This is a genomic window from Streptomyces sp. NPDC048504, from assembly GCF_043200035.1.
In the GTDB taxonomy this organism is placed as follows: Bacteria; Actinomycetota; Actinomycetes; order Streptomycetales; family Streptomycetaceae; genus Streptomyces.
In genome coordinates, this window is the sequence record NZ_JBICXA010000007.1 from 491,373 (window position 1) to 512,357 (window position 20,985).

The following is a 20,985-nucleotide window of genomic DNA, read 5'->3' on the forward strand; positions in this document are numbered from 1 at the left end:
CTAGGTATGTATCCCTGACGCCAACTCAGGAGTCACCCCCCTATGACTACGGCCGTTGCCGCGCCCTTCCGGTTCTTCTCACTCCAGGTTGTGCGGACGGAGCGGCTTGGGCCGTCTCTGGTCCGGGTGACCTTCGCCGGGGACGATCTGGCGTTCTTCTTCTCCGACGGGTGTGACCAGTCCCTGTCGCTCTTTCTCCCCCAGCCCGGCCAGCTGGAGCCCGCCGTGCCGCATGAACTCGGTGACGGGTGGTGGCAGGGCTGGCGTGAACTGCCGGACGGCGTGCGGGCCGTGATGCGGTCGTACACCCTGCGTGCCTTGCGCCGGGACCCCGACGAGATCGACATCGACTTCGTGTTGCACGAACCTGCCGGGCCCGCCTCCCTCTGGGCCTCACGCGCTGCCGCCGGTGATCGGGTCGTCTTGCTCGGGCCGGCGGTCGCGGACAATCGGGCGATTCGGTTCCGGCCGCCGGAGGATGCCGATCTCGTGGTCGTGTGGGGGGACGAGACCGCCGTACCGGCCGCTTCGGCGATTCTCGAAGCGCTGCCCGTTGGTACCCGTGCGCGGGTGTGGCTGGAAGTCCAACATGCCGGTGACATCCAGGACTTGGCGACCGACGCCGATGCCGAAGTCACCTGGCTGGTGCGGGAGAACCAGGGCGCCGAGGGGTCCCCCATGGCCCTCGGCGCTCTTCGGGATGCCCAACTCCCCGCCGCCGAGCGGCCGTACGTGTGGATCGCGGGCGAATCCGGTCAAGTGAAGGCGTTGCGGCGGCACTTCGTGGGTGAGCGTGGGTTCGACCGGCGGCGGGTGACCTTTGTCGGGTACTGGCGGCGGGGGCTGAGCGAGGAGCAGTTGCGCGACGCCGGATGACGGTGCGAGGGGCAGCTGGGGCGTGAGTGACGGCTGTCACGGGAGCGGCGGGTTTCACGAACGTTAAGTTAGGTTAGGCTTGCCTAAATTGATGTTGCGGAACCCCGCCGCTCACCTGTCCCGCACGGACTTCCCCACCGGAGGACCCCCACATGCGCTCGCACCTGCTCAATGACACGACTGCGGAGCACTACCGCCGCTCCGTGACGGAAGGCGTTGAGCGGGTGGCGGCCAAACTCGCCACCACGGAACGGCCGTTCACCGGCGTCACGGTCGACGCCCTCTCCCCCCTCATCGACCGGATCGACCTCGACCGCCCGCTCCACGACACCGCCGCGGTGCTGGACGAGCTGGACGAGGTCTATCTGCGTGACGCGATCTACTTCCACCACCCCCGCTATCTCGCCCACCTCAACTGCCCGGTCGTCATCCCGGCCGTGCTCGGCGAGGCGGTGCTCTCCGCCGTCAACTCCTCCCTGGACACCTGGGACCAGTCGGCCGGCGGCACCCTCATCGAGCGCAAGCTGATCGACTGGACGAACGAACGGATCGGCCTCGGGCCGCACGCCGACGGGGTGTTCACCTCCGGCGGCAGCCAGTCCAACCTCCAGGCCCTGCTGCTGGCCCGCGAGGAGGCGAAGACCGACACACTCGCCAAACTGCGTATCTTCGCCTCCGAGGTCAGCCACTTCAGCGTGAAGAAGTCCGCGAAGCTGCTGGGACTTGGGCAGGACGCCGTCGTGTCGATACCCGTCGGCGCCGACAAGCGCATGCAGACGGTCGCGCTCGCCCGCGAGTTGGAGCGCTGCAAGAGCGCCGGGCTCGTGCCCATGGCCGTCGTCGCCACCGCCGGCACCACCGACTTCGGCTCCATCGACCCGCTGCCCGAAGTCGCCGCCCTGTGCGAGCAGTTCGCGGTGTGGCTGCACGTGGACGCGGCCTACGGCTGCGGTCTGCTCGCCTCGCTGAAGTACCGGGGCCGGATCGACGGCATCGAGCGCGCCGACTCGGTCACCGTGGACTACCACAAGTCCTTCTTCCAGCCGGTGAGTTCGTCCGCCCTGCTGGTCCGCGACGCCGACACCCTGCGCCACGCGACCTACCACGCCGAGTACCTCAACCCGCGCCGCATGGTGCACGAGCGCATCCCCAACCAGGTCGACAAGTCCCTGCAGACCACCCGCCGCTTCGACGCGCTCAAGCTGTGGATGACGCTCCGCGTGATGGGCGCCGACGGTGTCGGCCAACTCTTCGACGAGGTCTGCGACTTGGCCGTGGAGGGGTGGGAGCTGCTCGCCGCCGACCCCCGTTTCGACGTGGTCGTCGAGCCTTCGCTCTCCACCCTCGTCTACCGCTACATCCCGGCCGCCGTCACCGACCCGGCCGAGATCGACCGCGCCAACCTGTACGCCCGCAAGGCCCTGTTCGCCTCCGGTGACGCGGTGGTCGCGGGCACCAAGGTCGCGGGCCGCCACTACCTGAAGTTCACCCTGCTCAACCCCGAGACGACGACCGACGACATCGCCGCCGTCCTCGACCTGATCGCCGGCCACGCCGAGCAGTACCTGGGAGAGTCCCTTGACCGCGCTTCCTGAAGCCACGAACAAGACCTACGACTTCGTGGGGATCGGGCTCGGGCCCTTCAACCTCGGCCTCGCCTGCCTCACCGAGCCCATCGCCGAACTCGACGGAGTCTTCCTGGACTCGAAGCCCGACTTCGAGTGGCACGCCGGCATGTTCCTCGACGGCGCCCACCTGCAGACCCCGTTCATGTCGGACCTGGTCACCCTCGCCGACCCGACCTCGCCGTACTCCTTCCTCAACTACCTGAAGGAGAAGGGGCGTCTGTACCCCTTCTACATCCGCGAGAACTTCTACCCGCTGCGCGTCGAGTACGACGACTACTGCCGCTGGGCCGCAGGCCGGCTGTCCAACGTGCGCTTCAGCACGACAGTCACGGAAGTGACGTACGAGGACGAGGTCTACGTCGTCCACACCGAGACCGGTGACGTGTACCGCGCCCGTCACCTGGTCCTGGGCACCGGCACCCCGCCGTATGTCCCGGAGGCCGTCGCCGGACTGGGCGGGGACTTCATCCACAACTCCCGTTACCTGCAGCACAAAGCGGAGTTGCAGGCCAAGGAGTCGATCACGCTGGTCGGCAGCGGGCAGTCCGCCGCCGAGATCTACTACGACCTGCTCAGCGAGATCGACGTCCACGGCTACGAGTTGAACTGGGTCACGCGCTCGCCCCGGTTCTTCCCGCTGGAGTACACGAAACTCACGCTGGAGATGACCTCCCCGGAGTACATCGATTACTTCCACGCACTGCCGGAGCAGACCCGCTACCGCCTCACGGCCGAGCAGAAGGGCCTGTTCAAGGGCATCGACGGCGACCTCGTCAACGAGATCTTCGACCTGCTCTACCAGAAGAAGGTCGGCGGACCCGTCCCCACCCGGCTGCTCACCAACTCCTCGCTGGACAGCGCCACTTACCGCGACGGGGTGTACGAGCTGGGGCTGCGCCAGGAGGAGCAGGAGAAGGACTACACCCTGCGCTCCCAGGGCCTGATCCTCGCCACCGGCTACAAGTACGCCGAGCCGGAGTTCCTCAAGCCCGTCCACGAGCGGCTGCGCTACGACAGTCGGGGCAACTTCGACATCGCGCGCAACTACTCGATCGACACCACGGGCCGGGGCGTCTTCCTCCAGAACGCCGGCGTCCACGCGCACAGCATCACGTCCCCGGACCTGGGCATGGGCGCGTACCGCAACTCATACATCATCCGCGAGCTGCTCGGCACCGAGTACTACCCGGTCGAACAGACCATCGCGTTCCAGGAGTTCGCCGTATGAGCACCCTCACCAGCACAGGCACCTTCGCCTTCCGCCCCCTCGACCCGCTGCGGGACGCCGAGTTGCTGCACCGGTGGCTCACGCACCCCAAGGCCGCGTTCTGGATGATGCGGGACGCGAAACTGGAGGACGTCGAGCGCGCGTACATGGAGATCGCGGCCGACGAGCACCAGCACGCGCTGCTCGGGCTCCAGGACGGTGTCCCCGTCTTCCTGATGGAGTACTACGACCCCCGTCATCGCGAACTGGTCGGCCTGTACGAGCCGTTGCCCGGTGACGTCGGCATGCACTTCCTGACGCCGGCCACCGAGACGCCCGTGCACGGCTTCACCCGCGCGGTGATCACCGCCGTGATGGCCCGCCTCTTCGAGGACCCGGCCGTCGAGCGTGTCGTCGTGGAACCGGACGTGTCCAACACCGCCGTCCACGCCCTGAACGAAGCGGTCGGGTTCGTGCCCGAGCGCGAGATCCAAAAGCCGGAGAAGAAAGCCTTGTTGAGCTTCTGCACACGGGAACAGTTCATGGTTGCCACGGCGGTGTCCGCATGAGCCTCGCCGACGCCGTGGCCCACCTCTCCCCCGAACGCTGGGAGAAGGCCAACCGCCTCCTGATCCGCAAGGCCCTCGCCGAGTTCGCGCACGAGCGGCTGATCACCCCCGAACTGGCCCAGCAAGACGGCGACTTGTACGTCGTCCGCAGTGACGACGGCCTGACCCACTACCGGTTCACCGCCACCCGGCACGCCCTCGACCACTGGCAGGTCGACGCCGACTCCATCAGCCGCCACCGCGACGGTGCCGAACTCCCCCTCGCCGCCCTGGATTTCTTCATCGAGCTGAAGCAGGCGCTCGGGCTGACCGAGGAGATCCTGCCGGTCTACCTGGAGGAGATCTCCTCCACCCTCTCCGGCACCTGCTACAAGCTCACCAAGCCGCAGATCCCGGTCGCCGAGCTGGTCGAAAGCGACTTCCAGGAGATCGAGACGGGGATGACCGAGGGCCACCCCTGCTTCGTCGCCAACAACGGCCGCCTCGGCTTCGGCATCCACGAGTACCTCTCGTACGCCCCCGAGACCGCGAGCCCGGTCCGGCTGGTGTGGCTGGCCGCGCACCGCTCCCGGGCCGCGTTCACGGCGGGCGTGGGCATCGAGTACGAGTCGTTCGTACGGCGGGAGTTGGGCGCCGGGACCGTGGAGCGGTTCGGGCTGACCCTCGTCGACCGGGGGCTCGACCCCGACGACTATCTCCTCATCCCCGTCCACCCCTGGCAGTGGTGGAACAAGCTCAGCGTCACCTTCGCCGCCGAGATCGCCCGCGGCCACCTCGTGTGCCTCGGCGAGGGCGACGACGAGTACCTCGCCCAGCAGTCCATCCGGACCTTCTTCAACAAGTCCAACCCCGAGAAGCACTACGTGAAGACGGCTCTGTCCGTCATCAACATGGGCTTCATGCGCGGGCTTTCGGCCGCCTACATGGAGGCGACCCCGGCGATCAACGACTGGCTCGCCCAACTCATCGACAACGACCCGGTGTTGAAGTCCACCGGCCTGTCGATCATCCGTGAGCAGGCGGCCGTCGGCTACCGGCACCTGGAGTACGAGGCGGCGACCGACCGCTACTCGCCGTACCGCAAGATGCTCGCCGCGCTGTGGCGCGAGAGCCCGGTCTCCTCGCTCCAGGACGGCGAGTCCCTCGCGACGATGGCCTCGCTGGTGCACCTGGACCACGAGGGCGCGTCCTTCGCCGGCGCGCTCATCGAGCGATCGGGGCTGACCCCGGTGGAGTGGCTGCGGCGGTATCTGCGGGCGTACTTCACCCCGTTGCTGCACAGCTTCTACGCCTACGACCTGGTGTTCATGCCGCACGGCGAGAACGTGATCCTCGTCCTCAAGGACGGTGTCGTCCAGCGCGCGATCTACAAGGACATCGGCGAGGAGATCGCCGTCATGGACCCGGACGCGGTGCTGCCGCCGACCGTGGAGCGGCTGCGGGTCGAGGTCCCCGAGGACAAGAAACTGCTCTCGATCTTCACCGACGTCTTCGACTGCTTCTTCCGCTTCCTCGCCGCCGGCCTGGCCGCCGAGGGCGTCCTGGAGGAGGACGACTTCTGGCGTACGGTCGCGGACGTCACCCGCGAGTACCAGGACGCGGCACCCGAACTTGCCGACAAGTTCCGGCAGTACGACATGTTCGCCCCCGAGTTCTCGCTGTCCTGCCTCAACCGTCTCCAGCTGCGCGACAACAGGCAGATGGTGGACCTGGCGGACCCGTCCGGCGCGCTCCAGCTCGTCGGCACCCTGAAGAACCCAATCGCCGGGTTCTGACCCCACAAGCAGGCGGGCAGCCCAGGGTACGGTCCCCCGGGGTGCCCGCCCCATGTGCAGGGGCTGCTCAACTAGCTTGCGGGCCAAGGAACTTGAGGCGACCGGTAGTAGTCGATCCCCAGCGCGTCCCACCTCGGGGCCTGTGCCGCGAGCCGCACCTTGTACGTGTCCCAGTCGTGCGTCGAGGCCGGCGACCAGCCCAGCTCGGCCACGCCCGGCAGCCTCGGGAAGGCCATGTAGTCGATGTTCGCGCTGGTCACGATGGTCTCCGACCACAGCGGCGCCTCGACGCCCCGGATCGCCGAACCCGGCACCCCGGCAAGGTAGTTGCCCGGATCCCAGTCGTAGGACCGCCTGACCTCGACCAGGCCTGCCCAGTCCTGGCCGAGCGGGGTTTCCTCGGTGTACTTCATGTCGAGGTAGACCCGGTCGGCGGGTGAGAGGATCAGCCCGGTGCCGTTCTTCGCGGCCTCGGCGACCTGCGCCTTCTCGGCGGCGTCGGTGTCGTCGAGACCCCAGTACTGGGCGAGGGCCCCCTTCACCGGGTGGGCGCCGGTGATCTGGTGCCAGGCGATCACCGTCTTGCCGTACTTGGTGACGATCGGCTGCACCCGGTCCATGAACTTGACGTAGTCCTCATGGCTGGTGGAGTGCGCCTCGTCGCCGCCGATGTGCAGATAGCGGCCCGGGGTGATCGCGGCCAGCTCGCGGATCACGTCGTCCACGAAGCTGTACGTGAGGTCCTTGCCGACGCACAGCGAGCTGAAGCCGACGTCCGTGCCCGTGTAGAGCGGGGGCGCCACGCCGTCGCAGTTCAGGTCGGCGTAGGAGGCGAGGGCCGCGTTGGTGTGGCCCGGCATGTCTATCTCGGGGACTACTTCCAGGAAGCGCGAGGAGGCGTAGCGGACGATCTCCTTGTAGTCGTCCTTGGTGTAGTGGCCGCCGGTGCCGCCGCCGACCTCGGTCGAGCCGCCGTAAGTCGCCAGGCGGGGCCAGGAGTTGATCGCGATGCGCCAGCCCTGGTCGTCGCTGAGGTGCAGATGCAGGGTGTTGATCTTGTAGAGCGCCAACTCATCGATGTAGCGCTTGACTTGGTCGACCGTGAAGAAGTGCCGGGAGACATCGAGCATTGCGCCGCGGTAGGCGTAGCGCGGGGAGTCCTCGATGGTGCCGCCCGCGATCTGCCAGGGGCCGGGCTGCCGGGAGGTCTTCTCCACGGCGGCGGGCAGGAGTTGGCGCAGGGTCTGCACGCCGTGGAAGAGGCCGGCAGGTTTGCTCGCGGTGATGGTGACCCCCGAGACCCCACTGACGAGCCGGTAGCCCTCGGCGCCGAACCCGCCCTTGGCCAGGCGGAGTTGGATGCCACCCTTGCCGCGCGAGGTGATCGGCAGCCGGTAGCCGGTGGAGGGGCGCAGGATGCCTGCGAGGTACTCGCCGATCCGGCGCGACTCACGGGTGTCGTCGACGCGGATACGGGTACTGCTCGTGATCTTGTACGGATGCCCGGCAGGGGTGACCTTCGCGGGCGCCGGGACCACCCGGCCCAGCGGGGTGGCGGTGGCGGGCGCGGCGGAGGGTGCGGCGCCGACGACGGACACGCTCGCGGCGGCGACGAGCAGCAGCGAACCGAGGAGGCGGGTCGTTCTGTGGCGCTGTCTCACAAGGCGTCTCACGAGCGGTCCCTTCCTTTGAACTTCCTTTGAGCCCGGACAGGTACAGACCATTCTGTCGCCTGGCCGGTGGAAGAATCCCTCCTATGGCGGAAATCATCCAGAAGGACGGCACCTGGATCTTCGACGGCGACGCCCTGCGGCTGACTCCCGGACGGGACAAGAACGTCGGCCTGTTCCGCAAGACCCTGGGCGAACTCGTGGTCCCCCTGGGCGCGTTGGCGGGCGTCTCCTTCGAGCAGGGCCGGAAGTCCGGGCGGCTGAGACTGCGGCTGCGCGACGGCGCCGACCCGCTGCTGCACGCCACCGGCGGGCGGCTCACCGAGGGCGACGACCCCTACCAACTCCCCGTCGAGTCGGACCGGTACGGCGTCGCGGAGTACTTCGTGGACGAGGTGCGCAACGCCCTGCTGCTGGACCAGGTCCCGGCCGACCCGGTGGACACGTACCTGCTGCCGGGCCCAGCCGTACCGCTCTCGGTGTCCGCCGGGGACGGCACGGCGAGCTTCGACGGCGAGCGCGTCCGGCTGGAGTGGAACTGGAAGACCGAGGACGCCAAGTCCGCCGCCGGCGCCCGCACGCTCGCCGTCACGGACCTCGTCGGCGTGGAGTGGCGCCCCTCGGCCGGGCTGGAGAACGGCTACATCCGCTTCTCGATGCGCAACGCGCCGACCAAGGCACCGCCCAAGTACGACCCCAACTCCGTTGAGCTGTGGGGCTTCAAGAAGGACCCGTTGATGGCCTTGGTCGCCGCGGCCGTACAGGCCCGCCTCCCGCACCCGGCGGCCGAGACGGACGTACGGCCTGAACAGCCCGAGCCCGTAAGGCGGTTGGCGGCCGCGGCGGAGGACGGCCACGACGCTCTGCTGCGGCGGTTGCGGGAACTCGGGGAGCTGCACCGGGACGGGGTGCTCACGGACGAGGAGTTCGCGATGGCCAAACAGGCGGTCCTCAGACGGATGTGACCATACGGGGAGGACCGCCTGCGTGATGAGTGGCGCCCTGCCTTCCGGGCGTAACTCGGGTTACGTCAGAGCTACTTGGCCTTGCGGGCGACCGTGAAGCGGTCGATCTCGGCGCCGGTCTCGGCGATGCCGCGGACCGTCAGGGTCGCCGTACGGCCGCGCGAGGCGGGCTGGACGTCGACGCGCAGGAACGAGTAGTTGAGGTAGCGGACGCGCGACCACGCGACCGTCTCGTTGACCTTGCCGTCCTTCGTGTTGATGAAGGCGGCGACCGAGTCGACGTCGGCGACGTGACCCTCGTAGGAGTCCGGGGCGGAGAACGCGTACAGGCTGCGGCCGGCCGCGCCCGCCGTCACGTAGACGACACCCTCGGTCTCCGGGTACGCCGTGCCGCCGATCGGCAGCTTCTTGACGACCGCGTTCTTCTTGATGACGTCGGTGCGCTCGTACTGGTGGTTGTGGCCGTTGATGACCAGGTCCACCGTGTACTTCTCGAACAGCGGTACCCACTCGTTGCGCACTCCCCCCTCCGAGGAGTGCGCCGTCGAGGTGCAGTACGCGCAGTGGTGGAAGAAGATCACCACGAAGTCGATGTCCTTGGACGCGCGGTACTTCTTGAGCTGCGCCTCCAGCCACGTGGTCTGGGTGCCGCCGGAGATGCCGAGGTTGGCCGGGATCTCGAAGGACACGTCGTTGGCGTCCAGCGAGATGACCGCCGTGTTGCCGTAGACGAAGGAGTAGACGCCCGGCAGGTTCGTCTTGTCGGGGCCGTTGTCCGGCAGGGTCCAGCGGGCGTCCTCGCCCCCGTAGCCGTTGGGCGAGTACCAGGCCTCCATGTCGTGGTTGCCGTAAGCCGGCATCCACGGCACGGACTTGGCGACGGACTCGGTCTGGGCGAGGAACTGGTCCCAGATGCGCGAGTCGAAACCGGTGTCGGCGGTCTTGCCCGCGCCGGCCGGGTCGGCGTACGCGATGTCGCCGGCGTGCAGGTGGAAGGCCGGGTTCTGGGCCAGCAGCAGGCTGTCGTTGGCCAGGCCGTGGTAGCCGACGCCCTCGTCGCCGAAGGCCGTGAAGGTGAACGGCACGGAGCGGTCGGGGGCGGTGGTGAAGGTGCCCAGCGTGCCGAGCAGGTGGGGCTCGGCCGGGTCGAAGCCCGCGTGGCCGGCGCCGTAGTAGTAGGTCCGGCCCGGACGCAGGTGGGTCAGCTTGGCGTGCAGGTAGTACTGGGTGTGGTCGCCGCTCGCGCCGACGCCCGCCGGGGTGTAGAGCGTGCGCACCTCGGCCTCGATCTTGCGGGAGAGGTCCCAGGGGTGCGCGCCGATCCGGACGAACGGTTTCTTGACGTTGGTCGGGACCTGCCAGGAGACCGTCACCTCCGTGCTCGGGTCGTTGCCGAAGGCGAGGTGGCGGCCGAACGGGGAGACGAGGGCCCCGTCGACCGTCTCGGTGGAGGTGGAGGTGGAGGCGTAGGTGGCGGAGGCCTGGCTGGGGACGGCCGCCTGGGCGACCGCGCCCGGCACGAACACGCCACCCGCGATGGCGCCGAGCGTCACGGCACCGCCTCTGACCATCGTGCGCCGCGAGAATCTCGCGCGCAGGTACTCGTGCTGCTCCGCCATGCTCATGCGCTCTGCGAGCTCCGCGGGTACTCCCATACGAGGAATGTCCATGGCGTCTGAAACTCGTCGACATGAGCAACGGTGCGCAAGACACAGGATGGACAGCTTACGAACAGAGCCCCATAAGACTTTCAACAGGCCGCTGCCCGATATCGGGCAGGATTCTTGCAAACCGCCCTTCGGTACCCCAGGATCAACCGGGTGCACGACGAACTCGTTGATCATCTGACGCGCTCCTCACCCCTCAACCGGGGCGAGGCACTGCGGGTGATCCAGGACGTGCTCGCCTACTTCGACGAGACGACCGAGGAGTACGTCCGTCGCCGCCACCGCGAGCTCCAGGCCCAGGGCCTGGTGAACGCGACGATCTTCGACCGGATCGAGGCGGACCTGAAATACCGGGCGGTCGCACCACCGGAGCTCACGCTCAGGCAGTTGCGCCGCATCGTCTACGGCTAGGAATACCTATACATATGTGCGGAATCGTCGGATACATCGGCAAGCGTGACGTTGCTCCGCTTCTGCTGGAGGGCCTGCAGCGGCTGGAATACCGCGGCTACGACTCCGCGGGCATCGTGGTCACCACCCCGAAGGCGGCCGGCCTGAAGATGGTCAAGGCCAAGGGCCGGGTCCGTGACCTGGAGGCCAAGGTCCCGGCACGCTTCAAGGGCACCACCGGAATCGCCCACACCCGCTGGGCCACGCACGGCGCCCCCTCCGATGTGAACGCCCACCCGCACCTGTCCGCCGACAGCAAGGTCGCCGTCGTCCACAACGGCATCATCGACAACGCGTCCGACCTCCGGAAGAAGCTCGAAGCGGACGGCGTCGAGTTCCTCTCCGAGACCGACACCGAGGTCCTCACCCACCTCATCGCCCGCTCACAGCAGGAGAAGCTGGAGGACAAGGTCCGCGACGCCCTCCGGGTGATCGAGGGCACCTACGGCATCGCCGTCCTGCACGCCGACTTCCCCGACCGCATCGTGGTGGCTCGAAACGGTTCCCCGGTGGTCCTCGGGATCGGCGAGAAGGAGATGTTCGTCGCCTCGGACATCGCCGCACTGGTGACGCACACGCGCCAGATAGTGACGCTGGACGACGGCGAGATGGCCACTCTCAAGGCCGACGACTTCCGGACATACACGACCGAGGGCACCCGCACCACCTCCGAGCCGACCACCGTCGAGTGGGAGGCCGCCTCCTACGACATGGGGGGCCACGACACCTACATGCACAAGGAGATCTTCGAGCAGGCCGACGCCGTGGACCGCGTGCTGCGCGGCCGCATCGACGACCGCTTCTCCACCGTGCACCTCGGCGGCCTGAACCTGGACGCCCGCGAGGCCCGGCAGATCCGCCGCGTGAAGATCCTCGGCTGCGGCACCTCGTACCACGCGGGCATGATCGGCGCCCAGATGATCGAGGAGCTGGCCCGCATCCCCGCGGACGCCGAGCCGGCCTCCGAGTTCCGCTACCGCAACGCGGTCGTCGACCCCGACACCCTCTACATCGCGGTCTCGCAGTCCGGTGAGACGTACGACGTCCTGGCGGCGGTCCAGGAGCTGAAGCGCAAGGGCGCCCGCGTCCTCGGCGTGGTGAACGTCGTCGGCTCGGCGATCGCCCGTGAGGCGGACGGCGGCATGTACGTGCACGCGGGCCCCGAGGTCTGCGTCGTCTCGACCAAGTGTTTCACCAACACCACTGTCGCCTTCGCCCTGTTGGCCCTCCACCTCGGCCGCACCCGCGACCTCTCGGTCCGCGACGGCAAGCGCATCATCGAGGGTCTGCGCAAGCTCCCGGCCCAGATCACCGAGATCCTGGACCAGGAGGAGGAGATCAAGAAGCTGGCGGCCGAGTACGCCGAGGCCCACTCGATGCTCTTCATCGGCCGGGTCCGCGGCTACCCGGTGGCCCGCGAGGCCTCCCTGAAGCTCAAGGAGGTCTCGTACATCCACGCCGAGGCCTACCCCGCCTCGGAGTTGAAGCACGGCCCCCTCGCCCTCATCGAGCCCGCCCTCCCCACGGTCGCGATCGTCCCCGACGACGACCTCCTGGAGAAGAACCGCGCCGCCCTGGAGGAGATCAAGGCCCGCAGCGGCCGCATCCTCGCGGTCGCCCACCAGCACCAGGAAAAGGCCGACCAGACCATCGTGGTCCCGAAGAACGAGGACGAACTGGACCCCATCCTGATGGGCATCCCGCTCCAACTCCTCGCGTATCACACGGCATTGGCGCTTGGGCGGGACATCGACAAGCCCAGGAACCTCGCGAAGTCGGTCACGGTCGAGTAGAACGCCCCAAAGGGGCGCGGGGAACTGCGCGACCAGCCCCCACGCACCCGCAGCGGCCAACGAAACAGAACGAACCCCCACGTGCAGCCTCAAAGCACGGGGGGGTTCGCTCATATCGCCGGGAGTTTTCCGACCCCCAGCCAGCGCCGCTAGCCGGTTGCCGTCACGCCCCGACCAGCCGCCCGCCGAGGAAGAACCGTCGGCCAGTGCGCGAGCGCCGCCGTCGCCGAGTACCAGGCAACAGCCCCCGCAGCGACACCGAACCACCCCCCGACCTTGCCCAGCCCATCGTTCCCGGCGAACTGGGCGATCGCGAGAAGCACGAGGGAAACAAAGAACAACCCGTAGGTGCCCTGGGTGAGTTGGTCGCCGCCCGCGAGGGTCACGGAGAGGGCGACAAGGGCGAACAGGACCAGGAACAACCCCGCCGCGTTGTCCGAGGCGGAGCCCCCCGCGCTCACAGCCCAGGTGAACCAGAGCGCGCCGAACGCGGTGAACGCCGTACCGGTAGCCGTGTCGCCGTCGCGGAACGCGAGCAGTCCGACGACGAAGAGGGCAACTCCGCCCACGTAGTGGGCAATTGACACGGCGTCGGCTGTAGAGACCCCGTTGATGACATTCGTGTACCCGAGCCCGAAGGCCAACAGGGTGATTCCCAGGGCGAGTCGGCCGACGATCGAGGTGGTGCTTCCCGCAGAGACGTCATTGTCCACGGCGGGCTCCCTTCATGCATGTGCGTTTGTGCGGTGTGACCGATATATGCCCTTCACAAGGACACAAACACCTCTGCACAGCAGGGAATTCGGAGCCGACCGGCGAGTTCGACCTACGAGTTGCGGGATGGCACGTCAGGGAATGACGACGACGGGCCGCTTGGCCCGCTTGGCGAGCCGTCCGGCGACGGAGCCGAAGATGCGTCCGACGATGCCGTGGGTCGAGCCCACGACGATCGCGTCCGCCTCGTACTCCCGCCCCACCTCTTCGAGTTCATGGCAGATGTCGCCACCGCGCTCGACAAGGATCCAGGGCACTTCCGCCAAGTACTCGGCGCACGCCAGCTCCAGACCCAGCACCTCGGTGCGGTGGTCCGGCACATCGACGAAGACCGGCGGCTCGCAGCCCGCCCACACCGTGGTGGGCAGCCGGTTGGCGACGTGGACGATGACGAGGCCCGAGCCCGAGCGATGGGCCATGCCGATCGCGTAGGCGAGGGCACGTTCGCTGGACGTGGAGCCGTCGAAGCCGACGACCACTCCGTGCTTGAAGGCTGGATCGCAGGAATGACGTGGCTGTTCCGCCGCCAGGGGCTCGGCCGCCGTGGGATCGGCGACGGGGCGCTTGCGGTCCGCTGGTTCGAAAGATTCGTGACCGGCCATGGGTGTCTCGGCTTTTTGATCCTCTTGGGAGGGGACAACAGGGAGCGGCGGAGCTGTGTCCGGGAATCATCTTCCCAACCCCATACCCCCAAGGGTACGGCGGCACTCCTCCTTAGCCCATATCCCGCACGTGCTCCGGCGGAGTTCCCCGGAGCATGCACGAGGGGGCGCCCGTAACGCAATGGTTGCTGCCCCGTACAGGCGGTTTGCACAGGATTCACTTATCCGAGCCGGCCCATGTCCCTCCATGGACTGCCATGGACTGCCCTACAGTGACCGACGCATCGAACACGCGTTGAACCCGGCGAGCCGCCGCCCCAGGGAGCACGCCATGTCCGGACACCGCACGACCTCCGAGACACACCCCAGCCACGACACCGCCACCGACGTGGTCCGCTGGGCGGTCTTCAGCTGTGTCCTCGTCCCCGTGGTCCTCCTCTGGTACGGCACCTCGTTCGCCGGCGCCACCGGTACGGCCCTGGGTCTCGCGGCCGTCACCGCCGCCTGCCGGATGCTGCTGCGCCGCTCCGAACAGGGTGAGGCCCGGCTGCTGCCCGAGGAGCAGGCACCGCCGCTGGCCGAAGAACACTCCTCGCACCGCGGCCACCGCCACCGGGCCGGGGCGGGGGCGCACAGGGGCGGGCGGCGCACCGGGGGAAGTGCACCGGTCGACTGACCGGTTTCCGCGCACGCGCCCGACGCTTTTCAGCCAACTTCCGGTCACCGCGCATCTGTTGTCCGAACCACCCCCCAACCCCCGTTCCACCTGCACCGAAAGGGTCTGGGGGGCCTTGCGCACCCTACGGGGATTGGCCACTACGACGAGGCGCACTTCCCTGCACGGCCCACGAGTGCAACGCTTCGTGATCGAATGCTTCACGCCAAGTTGCCATGTCGACAATGTGCCGGTTGCCGAACTGGTCACCCCGGCACCACTGGACACAGTAGATTCGATCTTGACGTCTTACGGCGGGGGACTCGTGCAGGACCGAGGGGAAACGTGCAGGAGCGACACAACCGAGGAGCCGCGACCACCGAGGGGGGCTTAGCAGTATGAGCCACGACTCCACTGCCGCGCCGGAAGCCGCGGCCCGGAAACTTTCCGGGCGACGCCGCAAGGAGATCGTCGCGGTGCTGCTGTTCAGCGGCGGCCCCATCTTCGAGAGTTCCATACCGCTGTCGGTGTTCGGAATCGACCGGCAGGACGCCGGAGTTCCGCGCTACCGCCTCCTTGTGTGCGGTGGCGAAGAAGGCCCGCTGCGCACGACCGGAGGGCTGGAACTCACCACACCGCATGGCTTGGAAGCGATCTCGCGGGCGGGCACCGTCGTCGTGCCTGCCTGGCGGTCGATCACCTCGCCGCCGCCGGAGGAGGCACTCGACGCCATCCGCCGGGCCCACGAGGAAGGGGCCCGCATCGTCGGCCTGTGCACCGGCGCCTTCGTGCTGGCCGCGGCGGGTCTGCTGGACGGCCGTCCCGCGACCACCCACTGGATGTACGCGCCGACGCTGGCCAAGCGCTATCCGTCGGTGCACGTCGATCCGAGGGAACTCTTCGTCGACGACGGAGACGTGCTCACGTCCGCCGGTACGGCGGCCGGAATCGACCTCTGTCTCCACATCGTGCGGACGGACCACGGCAACGAGGCGGCCGGCGCGCTCGCCCGGCGCCTGGTGGTCCCCCCGCGCCGAAGCGGCGGTCAGGAGCGCTACCTCGATCGGTCTTTACCAGAGGAGATCGGCGCCGATCCGCTCGCGGAGGTCGTCGCCTGGGCGCTGGAGCACCTCCACGAACAGTTCGACGTGGAGACGCTGGCGGCACGCGCGTACATGAGCAGGCGTACGTTCGACCGCCGCTTCCGCTCGCTCACCGGGAGTGCTCCCCTGCAGTGGCTGATCACGCAGCGGGTGCTCCAGGCGCAGCGCCTGCTGGAGACGTCGGACTACTCGGTGGACGAGGTCGCGGGCCGCTGCGGCTTCCGCTCGCCGGTGGCTCTGCGTGGCCATTTCCGGCGCCAGCTGGGCTCGTCGCCCGCCGCCTACCGGGCCGCGTACCGCGCCCGCAGGCCCCAGGGCGACAAGCAGGTGGACAGCGACGGCGCTCCCGGCCAGCCCGGCGGTCCGGCGCCCCTGGGTCCGGCCGGGCTGCCGCCCGCGCTGCACCCGGACGGCCCGGTCCCGATGCAGACCCGTCGTACGGCGGCGAGCGCGCTCTCGGCGACGGCGTCCGCGTCGGCCTCCGCCGCGGAGAACGGCCGTGAGGCGTACGCCACAAGCCGGGCCGCGAGTCTGCCCGGCCAGCGGAGCGCGACGTAGCAACCGCACGCCCCCGGAGGTCTCTCGCAGGAGATCTCCGGGGGTTTCCGCACGCCCCCGCATCACAAGGTCAGCGCACGATCGGCTCAGCTGAGCGGCGCGCACCTTAAGGTTAGACACATGAACGATCGCATGGTGTGGATCGACTGCGAGATGACCGGCCTCTCGCTGTCAGACGACGCTCTCATCGAGGTGGCCGCCCTCGTCACCGACTCCGAGCTGAACGTGCTCGGCGAAGGGGTGGACATCGTCATCCGCCCGCCGGACCAGGCGCTGGAGACGATGCCGGACGTAGTACGCCAGATGCACACCGCATCCGGCCTGCTCGACGAGTTGGCCGACGGTACGACGCTCGCCGACGCGGAGGAGCTGGTCCTGGCGTACATCCGGGAGCACGTCAAGGAGCCGGGCAAGGCCCCGCTGTGCGGCAACTCGGTCGGCACCGACCGCGGTTTCCTGCTCCGCGACATGCCAACGCTGGAGGAGTACCTCCACTACCGCATCGTGGACGTGTCCTCGGTCAAGGAGCTGGCTCGCCGCTGGTACCCGCGGGCGTACTTCAACAGCCCCGAGAAGAAGGGCAACCACCGCGCCCTCGCCGACATCCGCGAATCCATCGCCGAGCTGCGCTACTACCGCGAGGCCATCTTCGTCCCGCAGCCCGGCCCGGACTCGGAGACGGCCCGCACGATCGCCGCGAAGCACGTCCTGCCCACCTCGTAAAAGGCGTGCGCGAGCACCCCTTCGGACCCTGTACACTTTTTCTCGGCCGGTCGGAAACTTACAGAGTGAACGACCGGGCATGGTGGGTGTAGCTCAGCTGGTAGAGCACCTGGTTGTGGTCCAGGAAGTCGCGGGTTCAAGTCCCGTCACTCACCCTGAGTAATCAGCCGGTGACCTCGGAAACGAGGTCACCGGCTGATTCGTTTTCCGAAGCCTCCCCCTCTGCGCGGAGCACACCACCGCGACGGCGAGATCAGGTGGCGGCGCGCCACGCGTCCGTGAACTCCCGTACGCCCGCGAACCGTTCGGCGGGGTCGGCACGGGTCGCCCTTTCCAGTACGGCGAGTTGAGCCTCCGTACCCCGCCAGGCGCGTTCACCGTCCCCCGCGTCGAGGAGGAGACGGGCGGTGCGGCCGAGGGCGTAGACCGTCGTACGGATGTCGATGCGGGCGCCGTGGTGCCACTCCTCGGGGGCCATGAAGCGGGCCGACCCCGGGAGCCGGTCGCTCTGGAGGACGAAGGGGCCGGGGCGGTACTCGTCGAGGTCGATGAGATCGAGGACGTCGCCGCCGAAGTCGTAGAGGAACGCCCCGTCGTACAGATCTACCGCCACCATCCCCGCGGCCTCCACCGCGAGGTGCGCGTCCAGGACGCGGTCGACCGCGCGGAGGACGGAGGCGAGGGGCAGGGCCCGGAAGCGTGCCCGGGCGGGCCCGTAGAGGGACTCTCCGTGCCGCCAGGGCATGACGACCGCCGTACGCCCGCTGTCCGCCACGGCGATCCGGTGCAGCTGCGGGACGATCGCCGGGTGGCGTACGGCCCGATGGAACTCCCAGGCGCCGTCAAGTGAGGCCTGGGCGGCGGCAGTTGTCGCCTCCTTCACGAACCAGCGTTCCCCGTCCGGGAGTTGGACGCCGTAGGAGACGCACCCGGAGTCCTGTTCGCGGAAGGCTCGGAACACCTTGCCCGCGGTGCGGAGGTAGGGCTCGGTCGCAGGGATCCTGTCGACGGCCAGGAGGGGGTGGGGACGGGGTGTCATGGGAACCAGCCTGGACGGTGAACGGCCGGGCGGGGAGAGGAAATCCCTGAACGCGCCCCATGTTTCAGGACGACGCCCGCGTCACCAACTCCGTTGCCAGTACCGCCTGTCGGCGCTCCAGCCCCCGGGACGTGGCCGGCCGCCGGTCCGCGATTTCCGCGAGGAGAAGGTCGATCATCGCTCGGCCCATCTCCTCGATCGGCTGGCGGACGCTGGTGAGGGGCGGGTCCATGTGACGGGCGATGGCCGAGTCGTCGTAGCCGACGAGGGCCACGTCGTCCGGGATGCGGCGGCCTTCCTCGCGGAGGACCTGGCGGGCGCCTGCCGCCATGACGTCCGAGCCGGCGAAGACCGCGTCCACGTCGGGGCGGCGGGCCAGCAACTCCTTCATCGCCCGGCGGCCGCCCTCCTCCGTGAAGTCGCCGGGCTGGATGAGGTGTTGGTCCAGTTCGTGACCCGCGTCGAGGAGCGCCTCGCGGTAGCCGTCCACGCGGCGCTGGGCGCCGTAGACGTCGAGGCGGCCGGTGATGTGGGCGATGCGGGTGCGGCCTCGGGACAGCAAGTGTTCTACGGCGGAGCGCGCGCCGCCGTAGTTGTCCGAGTCGACCGACGTGAGAGTTTCCGCCGCCGAGCGCGGGCCGCTGATCACCGCCGGGATCTCCAACTGGGCCAGCAGGTCCGGGAGGGGGTCGTCCGCGTGGACCGAGACCAGCAGGACGCCGTCCACCCGGTGTGCCGCCAAGTACTGGGCCAGGCGCTGCCGTTCACGGTCGCTGCCCGCGAAGATCAGGAGCAACTGCATCTCGGTTTCCGAGAGTTCGGCGCCCACGCCCTTGAGCATGTCCGAGAAGTACGGCTCCGCGAAGAAGCGGGTCTCCGGCTCGGGGACGACCAGGGCGATGGCGTCGGTGCGGTTCGCGGCCAGAGCGCGTGCGGCCGTGTTGGGGACGTAGCCGAGTTCGTCGACCGCCGCCTCCACCGCCGCGCGGGTCGCGTCGCTGACTCTTGGCGAACCGTTGATCACCCGGGAGACCGTGCCGCGGCCCACACCGGCGCGCGCCGCGACCTCCTCCAGGGTCGGCCGGCCGCCACTGCGGCTCCGCGCTCCGTGGCCTGCCATTGGCTCCGCCTCCTGTCGACCCACCCGTTGGCCTGGAATGTAACAGTCCTGATCAGGGAAGAGGGGCGTGAGGAGCCCCGCCTCCGGCCGAATCCCCGCCTTCCCCACGGTTAGCTAACAGACGAATAACTGAACGCATCTCTCCGCGTCCGCTCCCTTGACACCCCCGCGCGAACCGACGACTCTTCAACACATCACCGGTGGGAGCGCTCCCACGGTACCTGACACATACACATCCCGCACGTTCCCCGCCCGAGCCGCAGCGTGAACTAACGGGCCCAACAATGCAGTTGGCCGGGGGGTCGGCACGTCAGGCAACAGGAGGACGCAATGCGCACGAGTACCCGACGGTCCCATCGGCTGATGGCCCTCGCGGCCGTCGCCGCCCTGACCACAGGGGTGCTGGCCGGTTGCTCCAGTGACTCGGACGGCACTTCGTCGAACGCGAGCGACAGCGGCAAGGGCAAGACCACGCTGACCGTCGGTACCTTCGGCGTCTTCGGCTACAAGCAGGCCGGTCTGTACGACGAGTACATGAAGCTCCACCCGAACATCACCATCAAGGAGGACGTCACCACCCGTACCGACGTGTACTGGCCGAAGGTCCTCACCCGGCTCCAGGCCGGTTCAGGCACCGACGACATCCAGGCCATCGAGGTCGGCAACATCACCGAGGCCGTCCAGACGCAGGCCGACAAGTTCGTCGACCTCGGCAAGGACGTCGACAAGTCCCAGTGGCTGCCCTGGAAGAACGCCCAGGCCACCACCAAGGACGGCAAGCAGATCGGACTCGGCACCGACACCGGCCCGATGGCGATCTGCTACCGCAAGGACCTCTTCAAGAAGGCCGGTCTGCCCACCGACCGCACCCAGCTCGCCAATCTGTGGAAGGGCGACTGGACGAAGTACGTCGATGTCGGCAAGGACTACATGAAGAAGGCGCCCAAGGGCACCAAGTTCGTGGACTCCGCGTCCTCCGTCTACAACGCGGCCATCGGTGGCGAGAGCCAGCGGTACTACGACAAGGACGGCAACGTCATCTGGGACAAGTCGACCGGTGTGAAGGCGGCCTGGAACGCGGCGATGGAGGTCGCCACCAGCAACATGTCGGCGAAGCTGAAGCAGTTCGACCCGACCTGGGACCAGGGCTTCGCCAACGCGAGCTTCGCGACGGTGGCCTGCCCCGCCTGGATGATGGGCTACATCCAGGAGAAGGCCGGCACCTCCGGCAGCGGCAACTGGGACGTGGCGGCCGCGCCGACCGCGGCCAACTGGGGCGGTTCCTTCCTCGGCGTGCCGACGGCGACCAAGCACCAGGCCGACGCCGTGGCGCTGGCGAAGTGGCTGACCGCACCGGAGCAGCAGGAGAAGGTCTTCGCCAAGCAGGCCAGCTTCCCGTCCACCCCGGCGGCCTACCCGAACCTGAAGCCGGCCGCCGCCACGACGACGTACTTCTCGAACGCGCCGATCACCCAGATCTTCTCCGACTCGGCGAAGACGATCCCGGTGCAGACCTTCGGCATCAAGGACCAGCCGATCGGTACCGCGATCACTGACGTCGGCATCCTCCAGGTGGAGCAGAAGGGCAAGACCCCGGCCCAGGGATGGAGCGCCGCCACCAAGGAGATCAAGGACGTGCTCGGGCAGTGAGCAGCTCCAAGCAGGCCCTCGCACACCCCGCGCCGGGCTCCGGCGCCGGGGGGCGGGCCCCCCCCCCCCCCGCCCCCCCCCCCCGCGGGGGGGGGGGGGGGCCGGCGCCGCCCCCGGGGGGGGGGGGGGCCCGCGCCCCCACCGCGGCGGGCGGGTGACGC

General features: G+C 68.6%; 18 protein-coding genes and 1 tRNA gene. 13 read left to right on the forward strand and 6 right to left on the reverse strand.

Going from position 1 to position 20,985, the window contains the following annotated elements; all coding sequences use genetic code 11:
* Positions 1-42: 42 nt before the first annotated feature.
* From ACGFY9_RS20560 to ACGFY9_RS20580, 5 genes are all read left to right on the forward strand, one after another.
* Positions 43-876, forward strand: a complete 834-nt coding sequence (locus ACGFY9_RS20560; RefSeq protein WP_393755913.1) for a siderophore-interacting protein — start codon at positions 43-45, stop codon at positions 874-876.
* Between the two features lie 152 nt (positions 877-1,028).
* Positions 1,029-2,471: a lysine decarboxylase DesA gene (gene desA, locus ACGFY9_RS20565; RefSeq protein ID WP_393755915.1), complete on the forward strand. Its 1,443-nt coding sequence runs from the start codon at positions 1,029-1,031 to the stop codon at positions 2,469-2,471.
* On the forward strand, positions 2,455-3,732 hold the full coding sequence (locus ACGFY9_RS20570) for a lysine N(6)-hydroxylase/L-ornithine N(5)-oxygenase family protein (RefSeq protein WP_393755917.1): 1,278 nt from the start codon (positions 2,455-2,457) through the stop codon (positions 3,730-3,732). Before desA ends, ACGFY9_RS20570 begins: the two co-directional genes overlap by 17 nt.
* Positions 3,729-4,280, forward strand: coding sequence for a GNAT family N-acetyltransferase (locus tag ACGFY9_RS20575; protein WP_393755919.1), 552 nt, complete (start codon positions 3,729-3,731; stop codon positions 4,278-4,280). Before ACGFY9_RS20570 ends, ACGFY9_RS20575 begins: the two co-directional genes overlap by 4 nt.
* The gene (locus ACGFY9_RS20580; protein ID WP_393755920.1) at positions 4,277-6,055 is read left to right on the forward strand and encodes an IucA/IucC family protein; all 1,779 of its coding nucleotides are present in this window, start codon (positions 4,277-4,279) and stop codon (positions 6,053-6,055) included. The genes ACGFY9_RS20575 and ACGFY9_RS20580 overlap by 4 nt, the downstream gene beginning before the upstream one ends.
* A gap of 71 nt (positions 6,056-6,126) precedes the next feature.
* Here the strand turns inward: ACGFY9_RS20580 and ACGFY9_RS20585 are convergent, their stop codons facing one another.
* The gene (locus ACGFY9_RS20585) at positions 6,127-7,716 is read right to left on the reverse strand and encodes a beta-N-acetylhexosaminidase (protein WP_393755981.1); all 1,590 of its coding nucleotides are present in this window, start codon (positions 7,714-7,716) and stop codon (positions 6,127-6,129) included.
* 95 nt (positions 7,717-7,811) lie between these two features.
* Between ACGFY9_RS20585 and ACGFY9_RS20590 the strand changes: the two genes are divergently transcribed.
* Complete coding sequence (locus ACGFY9_RS20590; RefSeq protein WP_393755922.1) at positions 7,812-8,690, forward strand: DUF4429 domain-containing protein; 879 nt, start codon at positions 7,812-7,814, stop codon at positions 8,688-8,690.
* A gap of 71 nt (positions 8,691-8,761) precedes the next feature.
* Here ACGFY9_RS20590 and ACGFY9_RS20595 read toward each other — a convergent pair whose 3' ends face one another.
* Complete coding sequence (locus ACGFY9_RS20595; RefSeq protein ID WP_393755924.1) at positions 8,762-10,345, reverse strand: purple acid phosphatase family protein; 1,584 nt, start codon at positions 10,343-10,345, stop codon at positions 8,762-8,764.
* A 165-nt stretch (positions 10,346-10,510) separates the two neighbouring features.
* Here ACGFY9_RS20595 and ACGFY9_RS20600 point away from each other — a divergent pair, with 165 nt between their 5' ends.
* A complete protein-coding gene (locus tag ACGFY9_RS20600; protein ID WP_033283838.1) occupies positions 10,511-10,768 on the forward strand; it encodes a hypothetical protein in 258 nt (85 codons plus the stop codon).
* Positions 10,769-10,782: 14 nt separating this feature from the next.
* Complete coding sequence (gene glmS / locus ACGFY9_RS20605; RefSeq protein WP_393755926.1) at positions 10,783-12,600, forward strand: glutamine--fructose-6-phosphate transaminase (isomerizing); 1,818 nt, start codon at positions 10,783-10,785, stop codon at positions 12,598-12,600.
* Between the two features lie 149 nt (positions 12,601-12,749).
* On the opposite strand, the gene ACGFY9_RS20610 is transcribed toward glmS, so the two are convergent.
* Positions 12,750-13,313, reverse strand: coding sequence for a GPR1/FUN34/YaaH family transporter (locus ACGFY9_RS20610; protein WP_393755928.1), 564 nt, complete (start codon positions 13,311-13,313; stop codon positions 12,750-12,752).
* A 135-nt stretch (positions 13,314-13,448) separates the two neighbouring features.
* The gene (locus ACGFY9_RS20615; protein ID WP_200677450.1) at positions 13,449-13,976 is read right to left on the reverse strand and encodes a universal stress protein; all 528 of its coding nucleotides are present in this window, start codon (positions 13,974-13,976) and stop codon (positions 13,449-13,451) included.
* A gap of 331 nt (positions 13,977-14,307) precedes the next feature.
* On the opposite strand from ACGFY9_RS20615, the gene ACGFY9_RS20620 reads away from it, so the two are divergent.
* The 4 genes from ACGFY9_RS20620 (at position 14,308) to ACGFY9_RS20635 (ending at position 17,170) form a co-directional block, all read left to right on the forward strand.
* Positions 14,308-14,652: a hypothetical protein gene (locus tag ACGFY9_RS20620; protein ID WP_393755930.1), complete on the forward strand. Its 345-nt coding sequence runs from the start codon at positions 14,308-14,310 to the stop codon at positions 14,650-14,652.
* Between the two features lie 377 nt (positions 14,653-15,029).
* Positions 15,030-16,292, forward strand: coding sequence for a helix-turn-helix domain-containing protein (locus ACGFY9_RS20625; RefSeq protein WP_393755932.1), 1,263 nt, complete (start codon positions 15,030-15,032; stop codon positions 16,290-16,292).
* A 120-nt stretch (positions 16,293-16,412) separates the two neighbouring features.
* Entirely contained in the window at positions 16,413-17,015 is a 603-nt protein-coding gene (gene orn, locus ACGFY9_RS20630) for an oligoribonuclease (protein WP_393755934.1), read from the forward strand.
* A gap of 82 nt (positions 17,016-17,097) precedes the next feature.
* Positions 17,098-17,170: transfer RNA gene (locus tag ACGFY9_RS20635), tRNA-His, on the forward strand.
* Positions 17,171-17,268: 98 nt separating this feature from the next.
* Here ACGFY9_RS20635 and ACGFY9_RS20640 read toward each other — a convergent pair.
* Complete coding sequence (locus ACGFY9_RS20640) at positions 17,269-18,054, reverse strand: serine/threonine protein kinase (RefSeq protein ID WP_393755935.1); 786 nt, start codon at positions 18,052-18,054, stop codon at positions 17,269-17,271.
* Positions 18,055-18,118: 64 nt separating this feature from the next.
* Positions 18,119-19,174, reverse strand: coding sequence for a LacI family DNA-binding transcriptional regulator (locus tag ACGFY9_RS20645; RefSeq protein WP_393755937.1), 1,056 nt, complete (start codon positions 19,172-19,174; stop codon positions 18,119-18,121).
* Between the two features lie 330 nt (positions 19,175-19,504).
* On the opposite strand from ACGFY9_RS20645, the gene ACGFY9_RS20650 reads away from it, so the two are divergent.
* Positions 19,505-20,824 carry an ABC transporter substrate-binding protein gene (locus ACGFY9_RS20650; protein ID WP_393755939.1) on the forward strand — a complete coding sequence of 440 codons (1,320 nt, stop codon included), beginning with the start codon at positions 19,505-19,507 and terminating at the stop codon, positions 20,822-20,824.
* The last annotated feature ends 161 nt before the right edge of the window (positions 20,825-20,985 follow it).